The organism is Halobellus sp. MBLA0158 (assembly GCF_041477585.1).
Lineage (GTDB): Archaea > Halobacteriota > Halobacteria > Halobacteriales > Haloferacaceae > Haloquadratum > Haloquadratum rubicundus.
The window spans coordinates 647,740-674,136 of sequence record NZ_JBGNYA010000001.1; the positions used below are offsets into that span (position 1 = coordinate 647,740).

General features: G+C 47.8%; 22 protein-coding genes. 5 read left to right on the plus strand and 17 right to left on the minus strand.

The annotated features are described in order from the left end of the window. Nucleotides 1-103: 103 nt before the first annotated feature. The 4 genes from OS889_RS03315 to OS889_RS03330 all read right to left on the minus strand — a co-directional run bounded on the left by OS889_RS03315 (nucleotide 104) and on the right by OS889_RS03330 (nucleotide 2,347). On the minus strand, nucleotides 104-502 hold the full coding sequence (locus OS889_RS03315; protein ID WP_372387252.1) for a hypothetical protein: 399 nt from the start codon (nucleotides 500-502) through the stop codon (nucleotides 104-106). Continuing rightward, the gene (locus OS889_RS03320; protein ID WP_372387254.1) at nucleotides 502-1,623 is read right to left on the minus strand and encodes a hypothetical protein; all 1,122 of its coding nucleotides are present in this window, start codon (nucleotides 1,621-1,623) and stop codon (nucleotides 502-504) included. The genes OS889_RS03315 and OS889_RS03320 overlap by 1 nt, the downstream gene beginning before the upstream one ends. A 142-nt stretch (nucleotides 1,624-1,765) precedes the next feature. After that, nucleotides 1,766-2,158, minus strand: coding sequence for a DUF8104 domain-containing protein (locus OS889_RS03325; protein ID WP_372387256.1), 393 nt, complete (start codon nucleotides 2,156-2,158; stop codon nucleotides 1,766-1,768). 36 nt (nucleotides 2,159-2,194) lie between these two features. Next, nucleotides 2,195-2,347, minus strand: coding sequence for a hypothetical protein (locus tag OS889_RS03330; protein ID WP_372387259.1), 153 nt, complete (start codon nucleotides 2,345-2,347; stop codon nucleotides 2,195-2,197). A gap of 114 nt (nucleotides 2,348-2,461) precedes the next feature. Here OS889_RS03330 and OS889_RS03335 point away from each other — a divergent pair, with 114 nt between their 5' ends. Then, nucleotides 2,462-2,878, plus strand: coding sequence for a hypothetical protein (locus OS889_RS03335; protein WP_372387261.1), 417 nt, complete (start codon nucleotides 2,462-2,464; stop codon nucleotides 2,876-2,878). A gap of 157 nt (nucleotides 2,879-3,035) precedes the next feature. Here the strand turns inward: OS889_RS03335 and OS889_RS03340 are convergent, their stop codons facing one another. Next, the gene (locus OS889_RS03340) at nucleotides 3,036-4,298 is read right to left on the minus strand and encodes a PD-(D/E)XK nuclease family protein (protein WP_372387263.1); all 1,263 of its coding nucleotides are present in this window, start codon (nucleotides 4,296-4,298) and stop codon (nucleotides 3,036-3,038) included. A gap of 473 nt (nucleotides 4,299-4,771) precedes the next feature. On the opposite strand from OS889_RS03340, the gene OS889_RS03345 reads away from it, so the two are divergent. After that, entirely contained in the window at nucleotides 4,772-5,038 is a 267-nt protein-coding gene (locus tag OS889_RS03345; RefSeq protein WP_372387265.1) for a hypothetical protein, read from the plus strand. Between the two features lie 502 nt (nucleotides 5,039-5,540). Here OS889_RS03345 and OS889_RS03350 read toward each other — a convergent pair. The 6 genes from OS889_RS03350 to OS889_RS03375 form a co-directional block, all read right to left on the minus strand. Continuing rightward, complete coding sequence (locus OS889_RS03350) at nucleotides 5,541-5,936, minus strand: TRAM domain-containing protein (protein ID WP_372387267.1); 396 nt, start codon at nucleotides 5,934-5,936, stop codon at nucleotides 5,541-5,543. A gap of 107 nt (nucleotides 5,937-6,043) precedes the next feature. Continuing rightward, the gene (locus OS889_RS03355) at nucleotides 6,044-6,715 is read right to left on the minus strand and encodes a nucleotidyltransferase domain-containing protein (RefSeq protein ID WP_372387269.1); all 672 of its coding nucleotides are present in this window, start codon (nucleotides 6,713-6,715) and stop codon (nucleotides 6,044-6,046) included. A gap of 47 nt (nucleotides 6,716-6,762) precedes the next feature. After that, a complete protein-coding gene (locus OS889_RS03360) occupies nucleotides 6,763-8,001 on the minus strand; it encodes a tyrosine-type recombinase/integrase (RefSeq protein ID WP_372387271.1) in 1,239 nt (412 codons plus the stop codon). Nucleotides 8,002-8,284: 283 nt separating this feature from the next. Next, complete coding sequence (locus OS889_RS03365) at nucleotides 8,285-8,995, minus strand: hypothetical protein (RefSeq protein WP_372387273.1); 711 nt, start codon at nucleotides 8,993-8,995, stop codon at nucleotides 8,285-8,287. A gap of 150 nt (nucleotides 8,996-9,145) precedes the next feature. Next, complete coding sequence (locus OS889_RS03370) at nucleotides 9,146-9,562, minus strand: hypothetical protein (RefSeq protein WP_372387275.1); 417 nt, start codon at nucleotides 9,560-9,562, stop codon at nucleotides 9,146-9,148. Between the two features lie 176 nt (nucleotides 9,563-9,738). Continuing rightward, a complete protein-coding gene (locus OS889_RS03375) occupies nucleotides 9,739-11,742 on the minus strand; it encodes an ATP-binding protein (protein WP_372387277.1) in 2,004 nt (667 codons plus the stop codon). 128 nt (nucleotides 11,743-11,870) lie between these two features. Between OS889_RS03375 and OS889_RS03380 the strand changes: the two genes are divergently transcribed. From OS889_RS03380 to OS889_RS03390, 3 genes are all read left to right on the plus strand, one after another. After that, nucleotides 11,871-12,104, plus strand: coding sequence for a DUF433 domain-containing protein (locus tag OS889_RS03380; protein WP_372387279.1), 234 nt, complete (start codon nucleotides 11,871-11,873; stop codon nucleotides 12,102-12,104). Between the two features lie 109 nt (nucleotides 12,105-12,213). Next, nucleotides 12,214-12,495 carry a UPF0175 family protein gene (locus OS889_RS03385; RefSeq protein WP_372387281.1) on the plus strand — a complete coding sequence of 94 codons (282 nt, stop codon included), beginning with the start codon at nucleotides 12,214-12,216 and terminating at the stop codon, nucleotides 12,493-12,495. Nucleotides 12,496-12,505: 10 nt separating this feature from the next. Next, entirely contained in the window at nucleotides 12,506-13,015 is a 510-nt protein-coding gene (locus OS889_RS03390; protein ID WP_372387284.1) for a PIN domain-containing protein, read from the plus strand. A 68-nt stretch (nucleotides 13,016-13,083) separates the two neighbouring features. On the opposite strand, the gene OS889_RS03395 is transcribed toward OS889_RS03390, so the two are convergent. The 6 genes from OS889_RS03395 to OS889_RS03420 form a co-directional block, all read right to left on the minus strand. Next, nucleotides 13,084-23,958 (minus strand): GLUG motif-containing protein, encoded by a 10,875-nt coding sequence (locus OS889_RS03395; protein WP_372387286.1) that lies wholly within the window; start codon nucleotides 23,956-23,958, stop codon nucleotides 13,084-13,086. A gap of 102 nt (nucleotides 23,959-24,060) precedes the next feature. Then, nucleotides 24,061-24,645, minus strand: a complete 585-nt coding sequence (locus tag OS889_RS03400) for a hypothetical protein (protein ID WP_372387288.1) — start codon at nucleotides 24,643-24,645, stop codon at nucleotides 24,061-24,063. A 204-nt stretch (nucleotides 24,646-24,849) separates the two neighbouring features. Next, nucleotides 24,850-25,221, minus strand: coding sequence for a hypothetical protein (locus OS889_RS03405; protein ID WP_372387290.1), 372 nt, complete (start codon nucleotides 25,219-25,221; stop codon nucleotides 24,850-24,852). A 62-nt stretch (nucleotides 25,222-25,283) separates the two neighbouring features. Further along, nucleotides 25,284-25,616 (minus strand): hypothetical protein, encoded by a 333-nt coding sequence (locus OS889_RS03410; protein WP_372387293.1) that lies wholly within the window; start codon nucleotides 25,614-25,616, stop codon nucleotides 25,284-25,286. Nucleotides 25,617-25,696: 80 nt separating this feature from the next. After that, complete coding sequence (locus tag OS889_RS03415) at nucleotides 25,697-26,107, minus strand: putative toxin-antitoxin system toxin component, PIN family (RefSeq protein ID WP_372387295.1); 411 nt, start codon at nucleotides 26,105-26,107, stop codon at nucleotides 25,697-25,699. Further along, nucleotides 26,092-26,349 carry an AbrB/MazE/SpoVT family DNA-binding domain-containing protein gene (locus OS889_RS03420; RefSeq protein WP_372387297.1) on the minus strand — a complete coding sequence of 86 codons (258 nt, stop codon included), beginning with the start codon at nucleotides 26,347-26,349 and terminating at the stop codon, nucleotides 26,092-26,094. The genes OS889_RS03415 and OS889_RS03420 overlap by 16 nt, the downstream gene beginning before the upstream one ends. Between the last annotated feature and the right edge of the window lie 48 nt (nucleotides 26,350-26,397).

Below are 26,397 nucleotides of genomic sequence, written 5' to 3' on the forward strand. Positions count from 1 at the left end.
AAAAGATGAAATCAAATTGAAAACCACTGTGACAAAAATTAGATAATATAGAAATCATTCCTTCCTCCTACTTCCGAATTAAGAAAATTCGACCATCAATTCCCTAGGCTTCTTTCACGTCACCATCAAGGTATTGATGGTACTCAAAGTAGTTTTGTTCATCTATATCCTCGGCCATTTCCCTAATACCTCCTTCCAAATATTGCTCCATAATATCCTTCAAATCCTCTGCAGAAGCATCCTCGTGCCGACGTTCAATCATCGTTCGGAGAACCTTGTCTTGGTCTAAGGATTCCATCTTTATTGGCTTATTTGTGCTCTTCGGTTCCTCACGTCGTTCTTCTTTGAAACCAACCGCAATCGCCAGATTCGCTATTTGGGTGTTTTCCACCGGATTACCGTCGTTGTTCTCCAGTGTTTCATTAATCGAGGTCGCTACCTTGTCGAATTTCTCGGTCGTGACGTGAACGGTTTGAGCACCGGATATTTTGTCGAATTCCATTATTTCACCTTATTAAGCTCTGAGTCCTTTCCATCAGGCTTGATTTCGTAGTGAGCACCAATCTCCTGTTGAACGGATTCACCAAGATCACGAAGTTCGGAATCCGTTACGAGCAGTAGGAGCGGCTCATCCAGCGACGCAAAGAACTCACCTTGCGCCTCACTGTTAGTCAAGTCGAGACGGCCAGCAACGGTATCGAACACAATCGTCGAGGAATAACGGGCGTACTTATTGAGGCCGAAAATAAAGCTGAGAGCGGTTAATTGCGATTCGCCTGCTGACGGTTGGTGATTGACCATATCCTTTGTCTCGCCGTCGACCTCGATAAGCTGGAGAACATAGGAATCGTCCTCATCTGGACTCCCACGGAAATCAAGTCCCTTGTAGCGCTCGCTCATAAACTCAGACTGCGCTACCTGATTGAACACCTCATTCATTTCATCCCGGATCTTTTTCCGCTTCTCCCGGACGTGCTCCTCACGTATCTTTTTCAATTTCTCAATAGCAGTCTTAGCCGCCTCAATCTTATCGGCAACTTCTTCCAGATCCTTGTTCGAGGAGCGCTCTTCCCGCTTATTCTCTAACTTCTTGATCTCCTGATTCTTTTTCTGAATCTTCTCTTCTCGATCCTCGATATCCTCTCGAAGATCCCTAATGTCGTTTTCGAGCTGCTTGATATTCTGTTCTAACGTGTCTCTCTCACTTTCATCAGGAACGCCTCCTAATTCATCTAACAGCTCATCACGGCGCTCCTGCTTCTCATCAATCTCGTCCGTAATCTCTTCAAGCCGGACTTGTTTGTCACCAGGAGCATCTTCGGGTGCTTCGACGGAGTCAAGCCTATCCCGCATCTCACGCAGTTCAACTATTCTCTCCGTAATTTGCTCCTTCAGATCCTCATCGTGGTTCTCGTGATCGTGCTGTTTCAGATATTCAATATCTTCGTTCCCGCAAATCGGGCACTCACCGTCTCTGGCTTCTTCAGTTAGTTCGTAGATAATCTGGTTACGCTCAATCTCCGATAGTTGCTCGTCATATTCCTCAATCTGATTCTCAAGTTCCTGTTTTAAATCGACGACATCGTCAAACAGAATAGCGTAAGCAGTCCACGACCCGACCACCACTATCTCTCCGTCTTGATGACCCCTCCGGGTAGCGATCAGTCCTGAACGAGGGTCTATTGCCTGTTTCGATATTATGGTCTTGTAAAAAAGTGGTAAAGAATACAGTGGCTGCTGAGATTCTTTCTGTCCGATCCTGATGTCATAGTGAGAGAAACTCGTCGAATAGCTCGGTGTCACTAGCTTCTTCTAATTTGCGGAGAAGTTCCCGGCGTTCCTGCTCCAATTTTTGTTTGTCGTGCCAGTGCTGCTGTTTCTCTTCTCGCAACTGGCGGTAGAACGAACTAATCTGGTTTTTCAATTCTTGTCGTTCTCCGGTTTTTCCAGTTCTCTGTTTGTAAAGCGATTCGAGCCTGTCTGTGTACCAACTAAGTTTGGATTCGAGTTCGTCGACGATCTCCCTGTGAATCTCATCACGCTCTTCGAGCTGTTGTTCGATGCGTTCGAGTTCTTTTTCAAGACGTTGTTGCTGCCGCTGACCGGTCTCCTCCAATAATTCGTTGATGTCGAATTCGGGGTTATCGAGGTAGTCCACAGAAAACAAAAAATGGGGTGAAGGAGGTATTGGTGGTTAGTCTTCGCCGTGTTGCAGAAGCCCCCGGTATTCCCTTGCCCTCTCTCGATACAACTTAGGCAAATCCTTGATCTCTTCCTCGCTCCAAGAATTGACTTCTTTCAACAGCTCTTCTGCCTCAGCTAGTCGACGTGATAGTACCTGTGACATACTTACACAAACTTTAGAAGATGTTGAATTGTTTTGTCTCAGTCCTTGTATCGGTTGAAATCGGGTTTAACAGGGAATTAGTCTTGCTGTAGCAGAATAAACAGATAATTTGTAATGGTGGAAGGCTTCCACCGCGTCAACTTAGAGAAGGTTAACGCCTTCAAAGTCGACAACCGATACCTGTTCAAGCACTACTTCGAGGGAGACGAGGTCTTCGCCCGTCTAAGAAAACACTACAACCACAACCAGTACCGGTTCGAAGTCCCGGTTGAAGATTTTGAAGAAACCAAGTCATTCCTCGCAGAACAGGGTTATGGACTCGTCGCTGTTCAGGCGGCGGAAGAGTTCGTGGTGGTGGTACGGAAGTATACTGAGCATCCGGGTAACATCTTCAAGCAATCAGTTACCCAACGAAGTATACCGAAGTACAACTGCTTCCTGATGACCACCCAAACCGCAGTCAAAGAAGCAGCCGCCCAAACCAGCACCGCCAAACCACTCAACAAAACCAAGATCGACAACCCATTCTAACCCCCAGAGCGCCACAAAAACAGTCAATAATACCCACCTCTTGACTTCTGAATCACTCAATACGGAAGACCTATCCACCACACGAGGTTGTGCAAGAGTGAGTGTGGATCAGTAGTTATCCAGGGTAAGCCATCTGTAGATCTATCTGAAAGGATATTTACTCAGTTTCCGCAGCAATATCGAGCGCACGCTCGTGAACTTCGGTCAGGACTGGTGCTAATTCGACGAACTCCTCGAAGGCCTGTGCCAGCGTCTCGTAGAATCCTTCGGGACCACGTTTCGGGTCGAAGGAGTACCATTTCTGGGCCTGTGTCTTGTTGCCTCTGCCGTGTTCGATATCGTGTCGCTCACGAATCGTGGCCAGATCGTCATAGAACTCTTCGTTCGTTAAGTCCTTGAACGCGTTCCTATAGGCGTCGGGTACGCCGTTGGGCGAAGTGTAGACTCGGAACCTGAGCTCACCCTCAGCCCACGTCTCTCGTTTACGCACGAACTGCTGAAATTCAAGTCGATACCGGGCGTCGTCAACAGCCTTGACTGGCTTTCCGTCGGCGTCACATCGCCAACCGTGCTTGAACAGCAGGCCGTACTTCGAAGGATCACAGTACCACTCGTCGGTCAGGCTCTCGGGAGCATACCGCTCACGAAACCGAGTCGCCCAGCGGTCCCGTTCTCGCTTCCGGACCGCCTCGAAGGCCTTTCGTGCGGTCCTGATCTCGTCGTAGTGTTCGATGTACAGTGCCATCTGCTCGCGCTGGCGTTCGGTGTACTCCTGGTCTTCCATACTAACCTCCTCGCTGATCGCATCACGGAAATCCCGCAACTGCGCTGCTCCCCGTTCGGTCGCGCCGCCTCGTGTCGACAGCAATACGTCGTCGAACACGTCGACAACCGTATGCCAAGACACGTCATAAAACCTATCAGCTACAGAATCAGAACGGGTAGCCTTAGAGATGTAAACGTGGTACTCATCGCTTGGTGGGACTGATACGTTATCCGGCAAGAAATTATCTTGAACATACTGAGTGGTCTGGTTTCTCCCCTCGCTGGCGTTGACTTTCAGTTCGAAACACACGGACCACTCTTCAGGGCAGTAGGCAAGCAGGTCCGGACGGTTGCCACCAGTGCTCTGGACTTCTGACTCCACGACGATTTCGTCGCCAGACTGGTGGTCGAATTCGGCACTCCCGTCGTGGTCGGCAACCACTGCGAGTATACCGTCTAGAATTGCCGTCTTGAAGCCGTGTGGTTCTGACGGGTCGAGGAAGTACCTGAGCAGACGGTTCCAGTAGGCCTCTGTTTGCTGCTGGTTCAGCACCGCTAGCGTCGGCCGCGGTGGCTCCTCAATTTCGGGAACTGACCGGACTGCGGTCGCGAACGTCTCCAGTGTCGTCTGTAGGTGCTTGACTGATTGGTCCACCTTGCTAGTTATATACACTCACAGTCACTTATATTTCTAGACCAGTGGAATGCGTGCTCTCGCCAGCTGCTTCCCCCCGTTCCTGATGGGGTACCGATACTATCTCGAAAAATCGGCTCCATAAATCCAGACGGATATTCACCAAACAGGATTCAATCCTAAATCGAGCCAAGCCGAATATCAGCATTTTAGGCTTTTACTCCCACCATTTCAGTTCTTTACTAAGCTCCGATTGACATCTTCCACATCGATAGCGATGCTTTGCATACGGTCGTCCAGTTTCTTCGTCAATCAGAAAGTCCGCAATAAGTATAAGTTCAAGATTATTTTCCTCACCACATTTCAGACAGGTAGTCACGGAAGAGTGATCGTTGAGTCAGAAGTTATTTTTTATCCTCATATTTAAGAGTAATACGGTACTAGAATAGGTCAACCGACAGAACATATTAGTTACTTGATCACTAATATGTAGTATGGTCGGTTGGGAAGACCACAAAGATGTATATCCACAAGAGAAAAAATACAGCGTAGTTGTACTTGATCCGTGGAAAGCACCCGACGACGACGATTTTGTCTACAAAATCAAGGAAATTGATACCCTTGAAGAAGGGCCAGAAAACACTGCGGGAAAAGGCCCTATGAAAGGAGAGTCTATATTCGTTCTCGATCAGGATGGGAATACTATATCTCTTCCAGAAGAGTTAGAAAAATCTGGAGTAGAAGAGGATGGGAGTGTCTAGTTTGGAGCATTGAGCCAGGAAACAAACGCTTGGAGCCAATTTTCGGCAGTTTCGAGGTTCGGCGTTTGAGTTAGAGGAGGGGCGCAGCATTGGGAGACCACAGAGATCCACGCCGTGACACCTAGTATATCCTCATCTCTCCGGCACTGCAACAGATACCCTCCACAGATTCGATGCCGAAATGGACGAACTCAGAATACGTGGCAACCGTCGTCGATGTCCTCGCTATTGGTGTTCTCGTATTCTACAGTTCGGTCATACAAACTGGCCCAACCGTTGATGAAATCCTATTCGTTTTGCTAAGCATCACTGTCCCTGTGACTATTGCATACGAGATTGCTCGTCGCCGGCTGTGACCGACTCGCGCTGGGTATCTCGCATAGTTATCGGAATACTCTGTCGAACTGGTAGAACCTTTACGATCAATACGCACGCAAGCTCCGCGGCGCATTCAATTGGGAGATTGTGGAATAAACCACCGTGAGAAGAGTTCTATGACATTCTAGTCGATTACTTCTGCGAATCCGACATTTTTCCTCACTTCTTCTACCCTGATTTTGGGCTGCTCACCGGGTGCAGCTCCTGGAACGATCAGGACGTACCCACGGTCGACCTTCGCAATTCCGTCTCCCTGATCACCCACAGATTCAATCGTTACCTCCAAGGTTTCGCCTTCACTTACCGGCGGACCACTGCTTTCATCAACCATTTGGCGTCCATCTGCTTCATCCTCCGAAACAGCTTCTTCGGCTTCAAGCAATGCAACACGGACAGTCTCACCCTTGTCGACAGATCCGAGATCTAGTTCGCGGTCAGGAACCTCCACGACATAACCTCCGTCTCTCTTCGTGACCTCTGCTGTGTAGACGGTATGAACCGAATTAGGAACTTCAACCATAGTCTTCTCAAAATGCAGACGGAGTCAACTTAAATACCTTCTAACGTTACTGAGTCGGGTTACAGATACATTCGTACTTTTTTCCAGCCAGTTGTAGGATATGGCTGTTATCCATTGAAGACCGCCTCTTGGATTTGTTCGAGTTCGTTGGTTTCACGGAGTTTGATACCTTCTGAAAAGATTTCCTGGAGTTTTTCCCCGTAGCTCTCAGCACTTTCCACTGATTCAACGAGGACCTGGAACTCGTACCGGTTTCCATCGAACCGTTTTTCTTCGATTTCTTGACGTATGTCCTGTACTGTGCGTCGTGATTCTAGAAGGTCGTTTTCTACGATGATTTGGATGTCGATGTCGCTTGCGCGGTCCGCTTCTCCTCGTGCTACGCTTCCGAACAGGATTACTCCGGCGACGTCGACGTCGGTTTGATCGAGTTGGTCGAGGAATGCTTTGACTGGTGTTCTGAACTCTTCTTGCGGTATCGACAGGAGTGGATCATCGGGGTTGTGGTACCGTGTTCTGTTGGCTTTGATCAGTTTTTTTCGTCCTTTTCTCTGTGTTTGGATGAGGTCTGCGGCTTCTAGGACGTTGAGTGCTGTTTGGATGGTATCGCCTCCGTGTTCGGTGGTGTTGCGGATTTCTGTGACTGTGAATTCTTGGTGGGGGTTTCGTAGGAAGAGTAGTAGGATGTCTTGGGTTGCTTGGTTTCGGAAGAGTCGTTGTTGGGGTAGAGGAAATTGGATGTAGACCCCACTCCCCTTCTCGTCAGTATAACTGGTCATAACCAGTAATACTGGTCAAATTTTTATATTTCTAACCCCCCGCCTTCTCACTGTAACTTATCCAAACGCTCCAACTTATCCAAAACCCCGTTCTCTTCCAACTCAGACAATTTCTCCAACACGTCTTGCTTTTCCTCACGGCTTTTCTCTTCTCTCAAGTTGAGGGGGCGTCCGCAGCTACGGCACTCACTGTACTGCGATTGATTCTCCGAACCGCAGAACGAGCATTCAATTTTCTGGTCTTCTTCTGTACTTGAGTCAAGACCGTATTGGTCGCGGATTGCTCTGTTGACGTCGTCGTTGTTGAGATGGACATAGACTTTAGCGCGGTCACTTCCTGGCTTCCAGCCGGCGAACTTGTTCAACTGCTCATACCCCATAAACGTCGCAACCTCAGTCAAACGAGTATGCCGCAAATTGTATGGAGTGCGTTTATTCTCCGGAATATCAGCCTTTTCACACGCATTTTTGAATCCGCGTCGGAAAGCATCGTACTTCATCCGATCCGCCAAATCAGGCTCATAGGCGCAAGATTCGTCGTGGTGGTGCGGGATCTCACCACAGTTACTGCACTGTTGCTGCTCAGTCTTAACCCACAGAGGAGCATTAGGATCCTCAATATCGCCAGGCTCCCCGCCCAAGGGATGAGACGCGATCCACTCTCGTAGAGGTCTCCCCGATCGGACAAGCTGGTTCGTCCTGTCTGGCGTTCCCTTCGCACCTTCCAAGTAGATAAAATCGCCTTTCTCGTTGGACGTGAAGTCTCCAATATTACGGGAAAGTAGTTCACCTGGCCGCGCCGCAGACTCGTACAAAACGTAGGTAAAGGCTCTATCACGGGTGCTCGTAAAGCTCCGAACCAACTGTTTCAGTTCATCTTCCGTAAACAGGTCTTCACGGGAGACAGAGGTCGGCTTATTGCTTTTGTGAACCGAAAAGAACTGGACCTTTTCGGGTGCCTGACCCTTGTTCTTCGCCGTGTACAGCTTCTTGACCGCGCAACGGAACTTGTGCTTCGTTGCCTCCGCGTAATCACTACGATTCAAGGCCGCGACGACATTCTTGATTTCTTGCTCAGAAGCACCGTCTATAACAAAATCTTCAGGCGCAAACTTATCGAGAATGGTTTTCCAAGCGTAGGCATACCGCTGCTGTTGGCTTTCGCCGATGCCTTCTGCCGCAGCGTGGTTGATCAAGTCGCGGACTGCCTCGAAATTCTCCTGAGAGACCTCGTCTTCCAGATTTTGAAGAGCGTTAGATACGTTGATGTATTCGGTCGTGGTCATAGTTCTTCGAATCACGTAATGGATAGAGAAGGAAGGAGAGGAAACACAGAGATTCGAATGATGGCTGGTCCACTGAAGCGTTGATTGAGTTGGCCGGTGGGAACCCTTGCCGGCGTTCTCTTGCCCCCGCTCTCACTTGGTGTCCATTGAACCGTTCGTAGATTGGACTCGCAGACCCTGATACGAACAGTTAAGAGGTCGTTTTTTACTTTCTCTTGTCTTCTCCTTCCTTCGATTGGGTTTTCAAGAGAAAATTAGTGTTTTACTTTTAAATTAATTTGCTTCAGATACGATTCCTAATCTGGTTTTTCCCCTCCTTGATGGTTTCAATCGGGCTGAGGATTCTGCCCGTGATACGGTCTGCGAGTGAGATGATTCTAGCTAACCAGTGTTTGGATGGCTGTTCTACGACCTTCCAGTCGTCTTGCTCTAATGATCGAGCAATTGGCTTTCGATGCGCATCTCCACAACTCACAAAGACGTTCTCGAATCCGTTTTCAGCAGTTATCTCTTGGATTCTCTCGGTCATATAGTCGTCACGACCGCCTTTGGCCTCGCCTTCGATCAACCCGAAGAATCCGAGCGGCCAAGTCAACCCGAAAAATAATACAAGCAGGACAGCAGCCAGATAGGGAATCCACGTCGGAGCTGTCAACCCGAGAAAGCCGAGTCCTCGAATTACAACTTGTCCGGTCGAGCCTAATACAATCAGAGTGAATATAGGTGAGCCGAGGAGGAGAAAGGTCCGTTTCCATCGAGGAACCATTTCATATGTTTCGTGGACATCAGCGTCAACTTCAAAGAACGGAGTACCCGATTCCTCAACCTTCTCCCTGAACTCCTCTGGAGGATTATAGACACGGCCAAAGGTCGCTCCATACATCAAATGACCTACCGCATAAAACGAGTATCCAACCGTGAGATCTCTCTCAAAATAATCCTTATCGTGGCCCTCACGAAATACCGCATCAAAACCGGACAGATCCAGCTGCATCAAAGCCTGTCTATCCTTCTCCGACAAATGAACCTCGCCCTGAATCTCAGCCCTCGGCATTCTTCCTAAACTCTGCTTGTAACTACAGAAATCCACCGAACTATCAATCCTCTCGTAGGTGAAAAAATATATAGAATATTCGTATTAAATTTAAATAACTTCTTCAGCTAATCTTTCAAAGTCATCTCTGAGCTTTTGATTTCGATTGCTGTCCGAATATGGTCTTACGCAGGCTTGTCTAACCGTTTCATAGCCTACATCGTTACTGTCTGACACAGTCTGAATTGCTTTTTCCAGCTTGGCCTGGCTTTTCTCCTTACCGCCACGAATGGTAACATCTTCGCGGTTATATTTGAGAAATTCTTCTGCGACTTCGTACCGATACAACAGATCCTGGTCGCTACCAGTATGGTCTGGGAGTATCTCTCGAAGTGAACCGACCAATTCTTCGCCGTGTTTCTCGATTACAACATCCCAGACAGTTCTTATGCCAGGCATCGTCGGTACCTGGATGCTGTACTTTGAGTCTGGGAATACGTCCTCAGAGAGATCAGTGTCTTCTGTCAATATGGATCAGCACCATTTCGTATGGTGCAATTGACGATAGGTGGGCTGGTAAAATATAGCGACCGACGCCCAAAATCAGCAGTCATCACAGTTCTAGACATTTTCCCTGCTAACAATAATACAGCCTCAAAACAAGACACACAAACCTTTCCGATCAGCCGAAACCGCCGAACCACCTACAATGACAAGCTCTCCACGTCGTTGAACCGTCGAAGCAGCCGAAACACTACCTGATCTGGATCTAATCCGTTCTCCTGTAGTCTTTGCTGTAATCCGTCTTGGATTTCTTTGTTCCGGCAGGCAATCCAGATAGTGAAGTCTCGGTTGAGGTGTTTCTCTACGTGTTGGATTTCTCTTGGTTTGTCTCCCATTGCGACTTCGACCGCTAACTCCGTGTTTCCCATATTGATGTAGATGTCGGCATCGAACTTTTCTAGGAAGGCGTCCCAGCCGGCTTCCTCGAACAGGTCTCGTATCTTGTGCTGCCAGTATTGGTGGATGATTCCGCCACGACCCCCGTGTTTCACTTCCAGATCTAGATCTTTTTCAGCGTATTTTCGGCCTTGTTCGGTGAGTTGCAGCAGCTTTCGCTTGTCCTCTTGTTGGTGGATTCTGCGTTCAACTGCTACGCCCTCGTCGACGAGCTCGTTCTTCGCCTTGTTTCCCTTGTACCGACTGGAAAAATCGCTGTATCTCTCGGTCAGTGGTCGGAACGGATCGTTGACAACGTCTTCGAGAAGTCTTTCAGCACTGCTGGAGAGCTGTACCTCGCTGTTTGGATCACGGGGGTCGCTTGGAATCTCCGATCCTTGTTCTTCGTTGCTGTTGCTTGGTCCGATTTTTTCTCGGAAGTCGGGGGTGGTTTCTCTTGGACTATGGCTGAGTTTTTCCCAGTTCTCGGCTTGCTGTTTTCGCAGCTCTTTGTCTGAGACATTCTTGTCTAACCGGTAGTTGTCGAGTTTGACCGGTACCGGACTACGGTTTCCGACCTGGACAACTGCTTCACCTGTATCGAGTTCCTGTGCAAATTCCATCTGCCGCTTAGACAAATTCATCGACTCCGCGACGGCTTGGAACTGCTTCTGATCACCAGTAGACAGCAAAGCTTTGGTGTAGGTATTGGCCTTGATCGAGTCCGTCAACTTCGACGCCTCTTGGTCTGCTACGACTAGTCCTTCACCGAATTCCCGCATCTTCGCCGTCAACTCATCAATCTCCGGAATACCCGACGCATCCTGTCTTTCTTTGTAGACACTGAAGACTCGTTTGCCTTCATCCAAGAAGAAAGCGTGATTCAAACCACTGTCTCGCTGGTTCTGAGCTAACCGGTACTCGTAGACGTATGCGAACAAGATCTCCATCAAAAAGTTCTGGACATCCCGAGAGAGGCCGTCAAACTCGAAGACAACATCCCGATCCAGAAGCTCTTCCGCTCCGTATCCCTTGCTGCAGTCGAGCACTGTTCCTGCAACCAAGTTCATCGACTCCAACCGGTTCAACAGTGTGTCGCGGTAATCCGACGCTTTCCGTACATAATTCAACCTCTCTTTCCTGATCAACAGCTCCAGTTCGTGCAAACTCGGAAACGGTTCCTCAAAACTATCAAACAAGCCGTACAACCGGTATAGCTCGATGATTTTCTTCAACAGGTAGTTTTTCGATCCGCTCAACAACGCAGTGCTATGCCCAAAGATCTCAGCGAAAACCTGCGCCCAACGCCTCGGTGAAACATTTCTTGGCGGCCTCAACGGATTCAACTTGATCTCAGACCAAGGCAGCACCAACAAACCATCCAAACCCTCTACAAGATGGCGGTAATCCTGCTTCAAATCAAAAGCCCAAAACGGCCTACCCAACTCCTCCATCAAGTTATAGAACAACGTCGTCTTCCCCGAACCCGACTGCCCCACAGCCAACAGATGCTTGGTAAAATCGTCCTGTGAAAGACCGAATGAACCGCCTCGAAACGTCTCACCCAAAGAAACTTCACCAAACCACGTTCTCTCATCAAACGGGTACTGCCAGTTCTGCACCGACTTACCGATCACTGCTTTCAACGCCGCCTCCTGCAATCCATCGTTCTGAGAAATTCCCGCAGCTAGAACCAATCGCCGAACACTGGGGTCCTCAAGCAAACCCCTTTGATCCGCTACGCTCAGAAGCCGTTCCCCAGAATCCACCACAGATGACTACAGATCTCAAAGAATCTCAAAACAGGAAGGGTATAGCCTGTTTCAAATGAAGAATCCTCCAATAAAGGCTCTGAAAAACAAGAATTTTAATAAAAATTGTCAGACAAAAATTGGATATGACTATTCAGAAGAGCGAAGAACACAGCAACGGAGCACCAACCATCGAAGGCACCGGCATACGAGTCGAAGATATCGCCAATACATACGAACACAGCGAATACAGCCCTGATGAAATAACAGAACTATACCCGGACCTATCTCTCAGCGACGTCCATACAGCACTCGCATACTACTACAAAAACATCGAAAAATTCCGCTCCAAAAGCCCTGAAACAGGCGTCTCCGCGTAGTGCTCCTACTCAGATAAACCCAGTCTCTCTTTGCTACACGTACTGTTTTATATCTTGGTCTACCATTTCTATTTGTAGAAACAAAGAGGTGACTGGGATCGTGATAGATGTGGACGAAGACGCCGAAATCCTACGTGAAAGCGGCGGCTTCAGCTCTCGCAACGAAGTAGTTGAAGAAGCGTTTAGAGCGCTTCTCAAAGAAAATCCTGAACTCCGTATCGAGTTCGCTGTCGAAAAATACCGGTCTGGATCAGTCAGCCTGAACCGAGCCGCCGAAATAGCCGGCAAATCCACTGAAGAATTCAAAGAGATTCTCAAAAACCGTGGAATCGAACGCAGCATCGGCTTTCTCTCAGAGGAAGATCGCGAACAGCGTTTGAACGAGATGTGAAGCAGGTTAGATGGTCGTCGTCGACAACAATATTCTAAGCTCTCTTTCCAAAATCAACCGACTGAACCTGCTGAACAAGGTATTTGACCAAGTCTCAACAATACCATCAGTTATCGAAGAACTTCACGGCGGCGGAGTCGCAGATTCAGAGTTTGTTGGGAGAATTGAAGAAAAGAAATCAAACAACGGCGGCTGGCTCAAAATCCGCTCACTGACCGAAGAAGAACTCGAATTCGCCGAAAAAGTTATCGATAACTCTCTATCTTTTACAGATGCTGAATGTATCGCAGCCGCAAAAACACAGGACAAAATCCTACTCACCGACGACAAACACGTAGGCGAAATCGCATCACAAAACAACATCAAAGTCTGGGATCTAAAACTGTTTATACAAGCCTGTATAGTCAAAGACCTGATCGAAACACAACCACAGTTAGACAAACTCATCCAACAGCTTGAAACAGAAGATAATTACCAATTTACCGGCCAAGACCGCGAAGACCTGAAAAAACGGCTATGACTGAAGTTAGGAACAACTGAACCTCTACTTCAGTTGAAACAAGATTCCAAACGAACTGGATCTAACTTTTAAACCGATCCTCTTCTTGAAAACAACAATACTGCAGCTCCTACGAGCGCAATGATCGTAGCTAACGGTCCGAAGCCCGGTGCCTCCGATCCTGTCGTCTCTGCAGGTGTTGTCGAAATCGGCTCTTCCGTAGTAGTGGTAGTTGTTGAAGTATTCTGAACGGTCAGCGTTGCAAGTTGATCTCCAACGATCAGGGTGTACTCTCCTGGTTCCTCAAACGTAGGTAGATATACGAGAGTCGCGTTCTCTCCCGGTTCAAGATTATCTACTTGGCTACTAGAACCAATACCTTCCTGTAGAGTACCGTCGCGGTAGACTTCAAGAGTATATGATGCGTTTGTCGTTTCTGTACCATTATTGTAGACCACAGCCTCCACTCCAACACTATCGCCTTCATCTATCGTGGTCCGCGTAAGAGTTAGATCAGTGATTTCCGTAGAGATCTCACCGTCATCCGATCCTCCACCACCCGGACCGGTACCGCCGCCACCATCGGACGAATCACCGTCAGTCGAAGTAACGTTTATCGATGCTACTTGACGCTGTATCCCTGTGAAGCGGTCAGTAACCCGGATCTGATAATCACCGGCAGAGATATCGGTATCTGCAAGATCGAAACTAAACGCTGCTTCGCCTTGTCCATCAAGTGTGTAGACTTGACTCACAGCAACAGAGCTGCTGGACTCATTGACCAGTCCAATACGGATTTCCCGGGCAGCCACGTTCGACTCAATTGTACCGCTAAGTGTCGCCGACGTATTCACAGTTGAAGAGTCAACCGACGCCGCAAACTCCAGCCGCGCCACTTCGAACGTCGAGGTTTCAACCCCTGCGACACTGACCTGATAATCACCGGTTGAAACTGCCTCTGTATCCAGCAACGCGATCCGGCTATCACTACCCGTCGACAGTTCCTGAACCAGCGTCCCATTCTGAGAGATCGTCACATCCGAGTTAACCGTATCTGTAACAACTGCAAGTATTGAACCTCTGTACACGCCTACATTATCGCCTGAGTGGACAGAAACCGGTGCCCGAGTAACAGACACGTTCTGCGGAGTATCCAACGGCACATCCTCGGTACTAACAATACCATCTTCAAGACGGAGCGTCAGCTCCGAGATGATAACTTGATCAAGCTCGATGACAGCACGACCACCATCTATCTGCACAGTTGTGTTCGTAGTATCAATCTGTGCCCCATCAGCGTACAACTCAAAGTTGCCGCTAAGATTCTGCACCGGTTCTGAGAACGCTACTTCGATCGCCGGAGACCCATCCGCCTGCCTGTACTGCACAGCACTTCTGACCTCTGGCGACGTTTCTGTAGTAGTATTGGTTGAACTTACAGTGATCTTAGATAACCAGAACTGGCTTTCAGCTTCTGTCGCACCCTGATCACCTCCCAGCACGAACTCTCCCAGCCCTGTCTGAACCGCAGAATAGACTGTAGTGTTCTCAGGAACGGAGTAATTGCCAACCCCCATTCTATCTCCACTATCTGAAAGCCTGAGAATCTCCTTGTCCTCAGTTACAGCTGAAATGTTTCCGTCAAATACCGTTACATCAATCGGCGGCCCAGTATCGTAGGTACGATCCCACTCAACGTTGTTACTCGGAGTGACGCGGACAACCCGGAGCGAACCAGTCGTCTCGTTAGTACCGGTAACGAGGATATCCCCATCAGGCAGTGTTTGTAGCTGCGGCGAAGACAGATTGGGGACGGTCCGTTCCCACCTTTTGCTTCCATCAGCTTGGAGAGCGTACAGGTAGGTCGGCTCAGAATTGAAGCCTGCGACACTGAACACTGCTCCATCACCCAGACCTGCTCCACTGTAAGATAACGCACCGTACGAATCGTTGGTTATCGACAGAGTCCGGTTCCACTGCTCAACCCCACCTGAATCCGTCCGGATAAACCTCGACTTACGATCATCACTACAACAAGTATTACCAGCTAAGAACATAGCGCTACCATCACTTTCGACAATAGCCTCGTAGGTACCTCCAGAAAGATCGTCGGCACGCTGCCAAACAACACTACCGTTGCTGTCGAGTTTGACGAACGTATCTATACCTACAGTGACGAAACCCCCGTCACTGGTTCTAATAATATCCTTACTCGTGTCAACATAGCCAGGGTCTGCAGTAGTAATCCATTCCCGATTTCCATCAGACCCAGCTTTGAGAACAGTTACATTAGTCTCTGACCCAGAGTCGCTTACATTAGCATCCGTAACACCCGCAAGTACAACTCCTCCGTCACCAGCTTTAATCAGTTCTCCAAATCTGGAGGTGGCTGCCTGATCAGTCTCGTAACTCCGACTCCAATTACTGGTAGTGGTAAAGGAGACAGTCCGAGTAGAGAAATGCGGAACATTGAACGCAACCCAAGAACTCTGGCCCGGCCCACCAGATTTGTTGACCACAAACGGTTGTTCCTCACCATCAAGATACATCGTAAGATCGTCGATATCCTGTGACGCAGATATCGCTTGAGTCTGAAGATAGAAAGTCACATTCTCAGCATCATCAGGCGCAGAAATAGCGATCGAATAATTCGTCGACGACGAACGGAGAACATCAACAGAGGTTTTGTCACTGCTTGCAACAGATTTCTCAACCCTGATTTGACCGGCGAGATCCGCATCCACTTGATCAGAACCCAGCCTAACCGTCTCAGAGAACGACGCGATATTCGAGACGTTTTCGACAGGAGTGACGGAAAGGGCGTCATCAGTGAAGGATGTACTGATATTTAGACTTGCACCACTTGGCGTCTCCAGTGATACAACGTATCCGTAGTCACCCGCCGGAAGTACAGACTGCGAGATATTCGTTCGGAACGAGTCCGTATTGTTGTCAACGCGTAGCGTACGGGTTAGTATAGGTGTCGCTTCCCACGTTTTGGCCGTATCGTAAACCCTGAGGATAGCCTCTGTATCTCGCGGGAAGAACTGTTTTGGCATCGAAACAGTGATAGTATCGTCGTTAATCGATGTCGTCGGTTCGCCTTCATAGCCGAAGATAAGAGGCCTCGAAGCCGTCGCAGCGACGGCTTCGCCATCTTCGCTACGTAATTTGATTGAATAGTTTATGAGACCGCGCTCGGTCGGAATAGACCCGCTTTCGACCGTCAAATTGTACTTTTCGACGCCAGTGGATGTGTAGCGATGGAGTTTCGGACTCCCAGAAACTGGGTCTCCCTGTGAGCCGAAGAACAAGAGCGCAAACTCGCTATCGTTTGCTATCGTGACGGATTCTGTGACTGAAGCGGTGAACTGAGGTTGTCCTTCTCGAACGAATACGAACTGGTAATTCGACCCATTATCGAAGGCCAGTTCTGTGTCTGATTCTACTGCTACAAGGTTTGATATGACCGTTGGATCCTTTCTTGGATTTGAAATCGTGTAAAGAACATCTGGATAGGTTAGTTCTAGCTCTTTGGGCGAATCGCTGTCTCCACCAGTATCTATATCCCACGCAAGTACTGGATAATCGCTCGGTTTTGTTACCCAGATGTTATCGAAGTCAAGCCCGCTCATATTCGATGCTGCCGCCGATCCCTGCATTTCAGCCGTCGTTAAACCGATCGCACTCCCAGCGGACGTAGTCTGACCTGTTGCTTGTTCATCCCAGTATGAATCCATAACAGTCCCAGAGTTACGACCTACCAATCCTCCGACTTGAGTGTCTCCAGTTACATATCCAACAGCGAATGAATCTCGGATTGTGGCCCCGAGGTTACGTCCAACGAGCCCACCAACCTGTGTAGAACCAGTCACATTTCCAGACGCCTTCGCGCTTTGAATTACGCTGTCGTTCTCATTTTCTCCGACGAGCCCACCAACCTGTGTAGAACCAGTCACATCACCAGACGCTGTGACATTCTGAATCGTGCTGTTGTGAACAGCGCTTCCGACAAAACCACCGGTTACCTCGGAACCGTTGACGTTTCCTGTCGAATACGATGACTCTACTGTTGCATTATCTGAATTAATTCCAATCAGGCCACCAGTGAAATATGTTCCGGAAACATTCCCAGTCGCATATGATAAGGTCACTCTACCTCCTTGTGAAAGTGAATTGAAATTATCGTTCCTGCCGATCAGTCCGCCTACTTGGAACGTTCCATTGACATTTCCTGTAGCGTACGATGCTATTACTGTAGTGTTATCAGAATTATACGCAACAAGTCCTCCCACCCACCCAGAACCATTGACGTATCCTGACGCATTTGACGATGTTACTATACCGTTCCCGTCATTGTATCCGACAAGCCCACCTATGACCTCTGTCCCGGAAACATTCCCAGTCGCATACGAGGACTTTACTGCACTGTTCTCATTGTTACTTCCGACAAGACCACCGATGAGTTCTGTCCCGGAAACATTCCCTGTCGCATAGGATGACTCTATATTAGCATTATCATAGGTAGAGCCGACAAGACCACCAACTCTATCTACTCCGGTCACTTTTCCAGAAGCTCTTCCATCATAGAGAGTACTGTTGTTATAAACATCTCCAGCAAGTCCGCCAACAGAATAAGAACCGTTGACATCCCCGGATGCCGATACATTCTGAAGTGAGCTATGATCCTTAGCATCTCCGACTAACCCGCCCAGAGAATAGGTGCCAGTTACATTTCCGGACGCTGTGGCGTTCTGAATCGTGCTGTAGCTGGCACTAACTCCAATAAGTCCGCCCAAGCCAACAATACCCTCCACGTTGCCGGACGCCGTTATATTCCGAAGTGTGCTATTACCTTCAGCATTGCCGACAAGCCCGCCTACAGCATAGTAAGAGCCGGTTACATTTCCAGATGCTGCCGCACTCTTGATCGTGCTGTTGCTGTAAGAGCTCCCGACTAAGCCGCCTACAAAGTCTGAACCGTTCACATCGCCAGACGCTGCCGCACTCTTGATCGTGCTGTTGCCTATGGTGTCTCCGACAAGTCCACCTACATCATTCTCGAAGCCCATTACATTTCCCGAGGCTGTCGCACTCTTGATTGTGCTGTTGTACCTACTCTGTCCGACAAGTCCTCCAACTTCGCTGGAGCCAGTTACATTCCCGGATGCTGTGACGTTCCTAAGTGCAGTATTGTATATAATTCGTCCTACAAGTCCACCTACATTGTCAGAGCCGTTCACATTCCCCGATGCCGTTGCGCTCTGAATCGTGCCGTTATCCCTAGCTTTTCCTACAAGCCCCCCTACGAAGTAACTAGATCCGTTCACATCGCCAGACGCTGCCGCACTCTTGATCGTGCTGTTGCTAGCACTGAATCCGACGATTCCACCCACAAAGCTAGACCCAGTCACAGTTCCAGATGCGGAGATATTCTGAAGTCTGCTGTTATCCTCAGCCTCTCCGACAAGCCCCCCGACGCTACCGGATCCGGTCACGTTTCCGGAGGCTATCGCACTCTTGATCATACTGTTATCAACGCTTCCGACAAGTCCGCCCACATCGTTAGAACCGGTAACGTTTCCAGAGGCTGTCACATCCTGAATCGCGCTGTTGGCGTAAGCATTTCCAGCGAGTCCACCCACTGAGAAACCACTACCCTGTACATTCCCAGAGACTGCGACATTCTGAACTGTGCTGTTGCCAACACTACCGGCGAGTCCGCCTACATCTTCTGAACCAGTTGCTCCGAGTTGCGCAAGCGAGACATATTCAATCGTTGCTGACTCAATATAGCTAAAGAGTCCAATGCCACTTTCATTCGGACGTTCGATCGTAAGTCCAGTTACTGTATGATTGTTTCCGTCTAGCGATCCAGAGAACGAACTTACGGGATCAAATCCACGCTCATTACCCCACTGCGCAGTTCTGGAGGCATCAATATCGGCAACTAATTCATAATGCGCGTTCGGGTCATCTTCCATCGCCTGTAGTTCCGATGCGTTCGAGACCTGGTACGGATCAGCCCGCGTACCACCCCCAGGCAAGTCACTTGCATCAATATCCACTAAAGATCCATCTCCCCGGTCGTCTCCGCTATCGTCAGGAATAGATATCGTATCAGATTGTCCAGATCCACCATCATTTCCACCTGAATCTTCCGCAGTGCGTAGGATTGCAGTATAATCTCCTGACCCATCAACAGAATAATTTGAAGTATAAGTATGGTTATCTACGTCTCTTTCAATAAAGTCACTTCTGCGTAAATTCGTTACAACTGTTGTGCCGCGGATTAGATCAACGCTAATTCTGGAAAGTGGCTCTGAGGAGGTGAGATTAATTCTGAGAGCACTTCCATCGGTTTTTGAAAGAGAGATAGAGGGTGCAGATTCATCTACATCTTCTTGTACTGAAATTGTAGAACTGGTAGTGTCGACAAGCCCGCTACTATCAGTAACAGTCAGTGAAACTACCTTTTCACCTGCACTATTGAATGTATAATCTGGGCTGATACCTGTCGCCTCAATACTTCCATCCCCATCAAAATCCCACTCATATGATTCAATAGATCCGGACGGATCTTCTGATTCAGATGCATCAAAGCTTACAGTAGAACCAATGGATGGGCTTTGCGGCGAGTAGCTAAAGGACGCAGATGGTCCAACTACTGTTGTGAAACTCCAGACAGGACTCCTTGTGGTTAATCCGTGCTCATCTGTTGCTACAATTTGCCAGTAGTAGACTGAACCTCTCTCTAAATTGCTTGGAGAGTAGGAAGACTGTGACTGGCCACTAGCTACTTGTTCATCAGGAGTTGGATCACCTTTCTCCAGATATACATCGTACGAGACAGCATCTCCATCAGGATCATCACCGCTCCATTGTAGGACGGTATCTGTGCCTACAGAGTCCGCTCCGTCGCCAGGTGAAGGATTAGATGGTTCCTCGGGAGGGTTGTTTTGGTTGATCGTTATTGATTCGCTCAAAGCGTGCCTCTCATTGCTTGCATCAATTACTTCAGCAGAGATCGTATGGTCGCCCTCAGTAAGACTTAGTGAGACAGATTCCTCGTCTGATTCGCCAGCATCAACGTGGTAGGTTTCTGTCTCCACGATATTCCCATCAGCTTTGAACCGGATAATGTAGTTAGCCTGTGTTGAACCAGTGTTCTCCATACTAACACTCGCAGAAACAGGATTGCCAGCTGAACCTGTGTCAGGAACACTGAGTCCATTAATATCTAGGTCCGGGCCGAAATCATCTTCCACATAGAGGGTTGTCTCATCAATAACGCACCCGTCAACATCTGCAGTATCTGAGACAGTAACTGTGTACTCATCAGCACCTTCTAATTGAAGATCAGTACTTGACAGGCTGCTTCCCTGTTCTTCCTTAATAACGTCGACTTGACCATCATCCGGGTCTCCTTTGTATACATACCACGAGTAGCCTTCTATTCCAGTATCGCACGTATCCTCTTCTATGTGCGAGACATCAAGTGTGACCTCTTCATACGGACGGGGCTCAATCGGAAGTATAGACATTTCATCCTCGGGCGGCGAATGCTCTACATCAACCGTCGCTGATGTCTCAAAAGTATCCCCAGAGATCGAATGGCGGACAATGGCATCAACGGTATATGTTCCTGGCTCGCGGAATAATGCACCTCCCTCCAACTCCAAATCAGTAGCAAATTCTTCTCCCTCATTGGCATTATCCTCTTCAACGCCAATTACCGTACCACGCTCATTCACAACTCGGAGATCATAATCACTCTCTTGCACCCCGTCAATGTGCTCAACATAATTCATATACCCGAACTCCAACTGGTTATCCTTGATCTCCATAGGTCCATCCCGATCATCATTCTCGAACGAAATATCCGAAATAGAGATCGAACTATCTCCACTACTCGTCGAGAAAGTCCAGACACCGCTGGAACTCGTAGTTTGACCATCATCCGCAACAACTCTCCAATAGTACGTTGTACCCCGATCAAGTCCAGAAACCGTTACCTCAGAAGAGGAAGTTGTCGTATAAAATCCAGGATCAGAGTTTGCCCCGAAGTACACATTATACGATACGTCACTGTTACTGGATCCAGACCAAGACAAAGTCACATCTCCGGAGAAGCCGATTGAATCATTTTCAGGAACCGGATTAGAAGGCGCTGAAGGCGAATCACTTCCCGAACCACGTGTTGTGAAGCTCCACAGGTTGCTTTCTACTGTATTACCCTGTCCATCTTCTGCAACTATTTTCCAGTAGTATGTGGTCCCAGCTTCCAAACCCGCAGGATCATAACTGGTATCAGACTGATCTTCAGCAACTAATGCCGGTGTCTGGTCTCCTTTTTCTAAATATATATCATAAGATACGCTATCCGGGTTGTTTGATTCCCATTCTAGGATACTATCGGTGGGAATATTTGAAGCGGCATCAGTGGGGCTGGGATTTGAAGGTGGTTGGAGAGATGACGATTCAACCACATTCAAGTTGACCGATTTTGAAATCGAGCCTCTCTCATTGTCCACTCCAGATACGGTAACTGACAGAGAATGGCTGCCTAACGAGGTATCTTCAGATGTTTGAATTTCGGCAGCTGCCTGATTCTGGTATCCACTACTTAGATCCCCGATTGGAAGTACTTTGAAATCTCGGTCACTGCCGTTGAACGCCAATTCAGATTCAGAATTAAATGAAACTTCGCCTGTAACCGCAGCCACAGGTGCACCTGTACCTTGAACGGTGACAGGTAGAGTTACATTGTTACCTTTGGTTACAATTACTTCGCTCGGCACATCAACAGATAATGTGCTTTCTTCTGTAATAACACGAACAAGTCCTGCATAGTTCTCAGTTGGATGCAAAGGGTCAATTCCGTTTCCATCAACGGTGATTTGCCAATCCCCGGTAGATTCTGGATCTTGTATACTTATTTTCCTCACATTATTGGTATCACCGTCTGCGCAATACTTACTTGGGTCATCAACAGGCCCCACACAAACATCAATATCATTCACCAATGTGTCAGAGGAACTGATTGACGACTCTGGATCAAGCCAAGTGGTCGATACAACCACTCTCTCTGCATTTGGCGAAACTGAAAAACTATAAACATCCGTCTCATCAGCCACTCGCGTTAAACTACCACTGAACCGGTTCGCTGTAGATTCATAGCTATTATTATAGATCGCGTTGTGAACATTTGTTCCACCATATCCGGATGCATAATTTAGGCGATTTCTTACTGGGTGAGTCGTACCAATAATTGCAGCCTTAATCTCAGCTGCTCCAGCCTCAGGATATGCCTGCTTGTACATTGCCGCTACCCCAGCTACGTGCGGAGCCGCCATACTCGAACCAGCCTTCGTCCCGTATTCAGAGGCACCAGGTGGAGAAACGACAGGAGCCGTAATATACTCCCCAGGCGCAACTACATCCGGCTTAGTCCGTCCATCAACGGGGAGATCAAGATTATTGGAATCAGATACTTCCCCTAGCCGACTAGCCACACCATAAGGTTCGAACTCAGAAGAGCCATCTAACGATGAGCCAACGGTAAGTGCATTCTTTGCCAAACCAGGAGACGTGACATTTTCAACTATTCCATACTCTTCGGAATCATCCCCATAATTCCCACCAGAGAACAGAACAAGAGTATCTGGGTGATTATTAGCCCATTCATCAGTAGAGTGAGCCCCTTGATCATATCCACCGCCACTATCGTGACCCCAACTATTGCTGATAATAGTTGCACCAGCCTGTTCTACTTTATTATATAGATCGTCATACCCTGGTCCAATGATATTTCCGCAATTATTCACCTCAAACCCTCCAGTATCGTTGAAAATGCGCGAAATAACTAGTGTAGCTTCGGGGGCAACCCCGGTTAGGGTCCTACCTTCGTGAGTTCCTTCGCCTGCGACAGTACCAGCAACGTGAGTTCCGTGGTCATTGTCGATACCTGTATACGGCGCCTCAGGATCTACATCGCATCCTGCCCAATCATAGGAGTCAATAATATTAATCCCGGAAAAATGTGGATGATCGGAATCAATACCGGTGTCAATTATACCTACTCTTACTCCTTCCCCGTCATACTGTGAATCAACTTTGTGGGCGCCAACTAATCGGCGTCCTTCGGCCACGCTTGGATTTGGTTCCTGGTATTTTTCGATCCACGCAACCTTGTTTATTGATTGTAACTGTCTGATCTGAGAAACAGTTAGACTGCCTCGATAGGTGGTATTGTCAATACGACTTAAATTCGAATAGGATAACCTCTCAAAAGTTCTGATACTCACTTCATACTCTCCAGTAGCATTAGATATTGTAGAATTCAATGAGGGAGATATCTTCCATTTTGGTTTAATATCTATGATTGAACGAACAAATTGAATTTCATTTATTGAATTGATTTCTTCTGGAGGAATTGCAACATAGTATGTTCCATCAGTTACTGTTTCTACGAAAACAACGTCTTTACTACGAAGCTCACTGATTGCGTCTGTTGGCTTGTCTGCATAGAACTGTAGAATTGTCCAGTAAGTATCATTTGAAGACGTGTTAGAGATATTATCCTGTTCTATTTGAACGCCTTCTTTTGGAGTCACATTACCTGTACGAAGGGGAATTACGTACGAATTTGATTCAGAGTCTTCAGAAGTAGATGCTATAGAAGCACCTGTCAATCTCTCATTCTTTGGCTCGTTAACTTCGGTTAGATTGCCCATCAGAGTCTTCGTACTATTATTGGAATCGGGTTCGGTAGAATTTGATTTAGAACTCTCTACTGGTGGATTACTATCCGCTGTTGTGGATTCAGTATTACTTTCAGAAATATGGTTATCGTTAATTGATTTCCCCGGATCAGCGATCGCCGTACCTCCGACCGGTGCCGGAACTGTCGATAGCACCAGCATTAAAGCCAAAAAGAGCGCACACAGGCCCCTTTCACGCATACGCAAACAGGCTAATCTGTTGACACTTAATTCTGGTGCGGCCTTTGGATTAAACGGAAGCTTTTCCTAGTGCTCCGGCCAGCACCAAGTATTTAGAAAATGCTATTTTGAAGAAGCCGGATGAACTGGCACCTTATTTTTTAATCCACCTTGTATATTGATATCAAACGTGAAGTGATCCAACCGGGTTCTTTCATTTATTTTTATAATCAGTGTTTCAATTGTAAGCGTAGAAAGACTATTACCTCCACTGCAGTTTTCCTCTATATCAATTGTAATTGTCTGGTTCTCTTTAGCCACTGTTTTCACTGGATGTGAGCATTGACTGCTTGAACGAGTTTGTACGACCAGAATCGTTTTATTTCGCAGATTTGTATTTCGGATCGATTCTGAGGTTGAGTTGTTAGTTTCTTCAGCGATCCGGTCATAATTCAGTGAGACAAGTTGACTACGATTTTCGATTAACAAGGCTCTACTACCGTTATAATACGACCTTGTCGAGATTAGTCCGCCTTCAATAACCGGAATCATATCACTCTGCTTAAAATCAATAGTTTCAAAACCGATTTTCTGTCCCTCCAGCTCTGGTTCGTCCTCACTACCTCCAGGATCAGAAACAGAGTTAGACACACAACCCGAGGTTAGGACTGTAACAGCAAGAAGAATAATCAGTAACAAACGACCCATACAACATATTAGTCAGATAGAGGTTTAAAAAAGTAGGAAGGAATACGTGCATCTCAAAGATCCTCTACTTCGATGTCTGAGGAGTCTTGTGGTAATCCTAGACCGTTTCGACCGAGAAATTTCAAATAAGGGGGGATATATCCCTGAAATTGAATGGCGATCCTATCGAACTCGTCAACCAATTTCTCTTCCTCTATTAGTGTTTCACCATTGGTCGAGCCCGGCTTGCTGTGTGAGGACTTCGGTAGCTTCCATTACTTTTCGGTTGCCGGATTTCCGCAGTACCAGGTTTTCGTACTGTTCTTGGCCGTGGAGATCGGCTTGGTTCTCCAAGTACCGTTCGGCTTGTTCTATAGAGCCGAAGAACGGATCGACCGTGTCTTCCCCTGTCTCTGAGTGGTAGAGTACTCCTTGTTCTCCGCTCCAGTAGTACTGGGTGCCGCCATCCGGCAACAACTCACCTTCTTCCTCTTTTTCCTTTGTTTGTATGGCTTTCCGGTAATGAGCTTCAGGAAAGTAGTTCTCCAGTTCGTAGCGGAGAGGTCCGGAGAATGTGGTGCCGCCTCTAAGATTCAACCAGTACGGCTTCTCCTCCTCAACAAACCGTTTCTCTTCCTGATATTCTTCAAGCAGTTCGTCTACCTCTCGGATCGTGGATCACCCTCTTCGTATTCTGTTTCAAGTAGTGCTTGGAGCTCAGTCTCATACACTCCAACTATGTCTTCCACAGTACCTCCGTCCGGAAACAACGGCTCCTCCTCATCCGGATCTAGATCGGTACGGTAAGCACCCGCAGTTTCCAACTGGCTTTGGGTGAAGTAGCCGTACTCCCAGTTCCCGTACGTATTCGGAGATTTTACCCGGCCGAAGTAGACGCCGTCCTCTTCTTTGTCGTAAGCCTCCCACTCCCAATCAGGAAGCAAAGCCGCCTCCCAAGACGCGAGCGGTTCTTCTTCCTCATAATCTGTCATAGTAAGTCGAAGTTCAACAGGGCAAATTGAGGAAGATGTTTAGATACCTGATTTCAGATGAAGTTTGAGAGGCTTTTTTTCTAGTCGGTAGCGTGTTCTCCGAGAAATTCTTCCGCTGTCAGTATTGGAATATCTCTGAATTCGTTGAGTTGGAGCAGATCGGAGTCACCGGAGATCAGGTAGTCTGCGTCGACTGCGGCCGCACATTCCAAGAAGATATCATCGGCAGAATCAACGGAAGCGGATACGTTGATCTTTGAATCTGCGAACTCAAACTCGGCGACAACTATCTCCAGAAACGACTGCTTCTCCTTCTCTGTGAAGGGAAACTTGTCGTATTCAAGAACCTGTGAAAACTCATCAATCATCTCCTGAGTCGCATACGCCTCAATTTCATCCTCGAACACGAGTTGAAGACACTGCTCTGGTTTCCCATTCCAGCCAAGCGCCGAAATCAAGATATTAGTATCCAGTACTACCCGCGTGCCCATTCTACCGCATCCTCAACCTCATCTTCGCTGATATCCTGCTCGTTGAACCGTTTTTGAACCTTCTCGCTCAACCGGTCATACTCTTCCTGGACGTCAAAATCGATTTTCTTGAACATCACGCCATCTTCAACTGAAACAGCGATAAACCGGTCAGACGGCTCAAAGCCCGCTTCTTCACGTATCTCCTTTGGAACCACCAACTGCCCCTTCGGAGACATCTTCACAACATCTTCCCCACTCATAACTGTAAAACAATTAAACAGTTTAAAATTTAAATAAATAAGTAGTAG

Excerpts from the sequence above, each read along its gene's own strand:
- OS889_RS03360 (WP_372387271.1), bottom strand. The coding sequence starts at position 8,001 with ATGACCACGACCGAATACATCAACGTATCTAACGCTCTTCAAAATCTG.
- OS889_RS03345 (WP_372387265.1), top strand. The coding sequence starts at position 4,772 with ATGGTCGGTTGGGAAGACCACAAAGATGTATATCCACAAGAGAAAAAA.
- OS889_RS03400 (WP_372387288.1), bottom strand. The coding sequence starts at position 24,645 with ATGGGTCGTTTGTTACTGATTATTCTTCTTGCTGTTACAGTCCTAACC.
- OS889_RS03330 (WP_372387259.1), bottom strand. The coding sequence starts at position 2,347 with ATGTCACAGGTACTATCACGTCGACTAGCTGAGGCAGAAGAGCTGTTG.
- OS889_RS03355 (WP_372387269.1), bottom strand. The coding sequence starts at position 6,715 with ATGACCAGTTATACTGACGAGAAGGGGAGTGGGGTCTACATCCAATTT.
- OS889_RS03335 (WP_372387261.1), top strand. The coding sequence starts at position 2,462 with ATGGTGGAAGGCTTCCACCGCGTCAACTTAGAGAAGGTTAACGCCTTC.
- OS889_RS03420 (WP_372387297.1), bottom strand. The coding sequence starts at position 26,349 with ATGAGTGGGGAAGATGTTGTGAAGATGTCTCCGAAGGGGCAGTTGGTG.
- OS889_RS03390 (WP_372387284.1), top strand. The coding sequence starts at position 12,506 with ATGGTCGTCGTCGACAACAATATTCTAAGCTCTCTTTCCAAAATCAAC.
- OS889_RS03315 (WP_372387252.1), bottom strand. The coding sequence starts at position 502 with ATGGAATTCGACAAAATATCCGGTGCTCAAACCGTTCACGTCACGACC.
- OS889_RS03380 (WP_372387279.1), top strand. The coding sequence starts at position 11,871 with ATGACTATTCAGAAGAGCGAAGAACACAGCAACGGAGCACCAACCATC.
- OS889_RS03395 (WP_372387286.1), bottom strand. The coding sequence starts at position 23,958 with ATGCGTGAAAGGGGCCTGTGTGCGCTCTTTTTGGCTTTAATGCTGGTG.
- OS889_RS03350 (WP_372387267.1), bottom strand. The coding sequence starts at position 5,936 with ATGGTTGAAGTTCCTAATTCGGTTCATACCGTCTACACAGCAGAGGTC.
- OS889_RS03365 (WP_372387273.1), bottom strand. The coding sequence starts at position 8,995 with ATGCAGCTGGATCTGTCCGGTTTTGATGCGGTATTTCGTGAGGGCCAC.
- OS889_RS03410 (WP_372387293.1), bottom strand. The coding sequence starts at position 25,616 with ATGACAGATTATGAGGAAGAAGAACCGCTCGCGTCTTGGGAGGCGGCT.
- OS889_RS03415 (WP_372387295.1), bottom strand. The coding sequence starts at position 26,107 with ATGGGCACGCGGGTAGTACTGGATACTAATATCTTGATTTCGGCGCTT.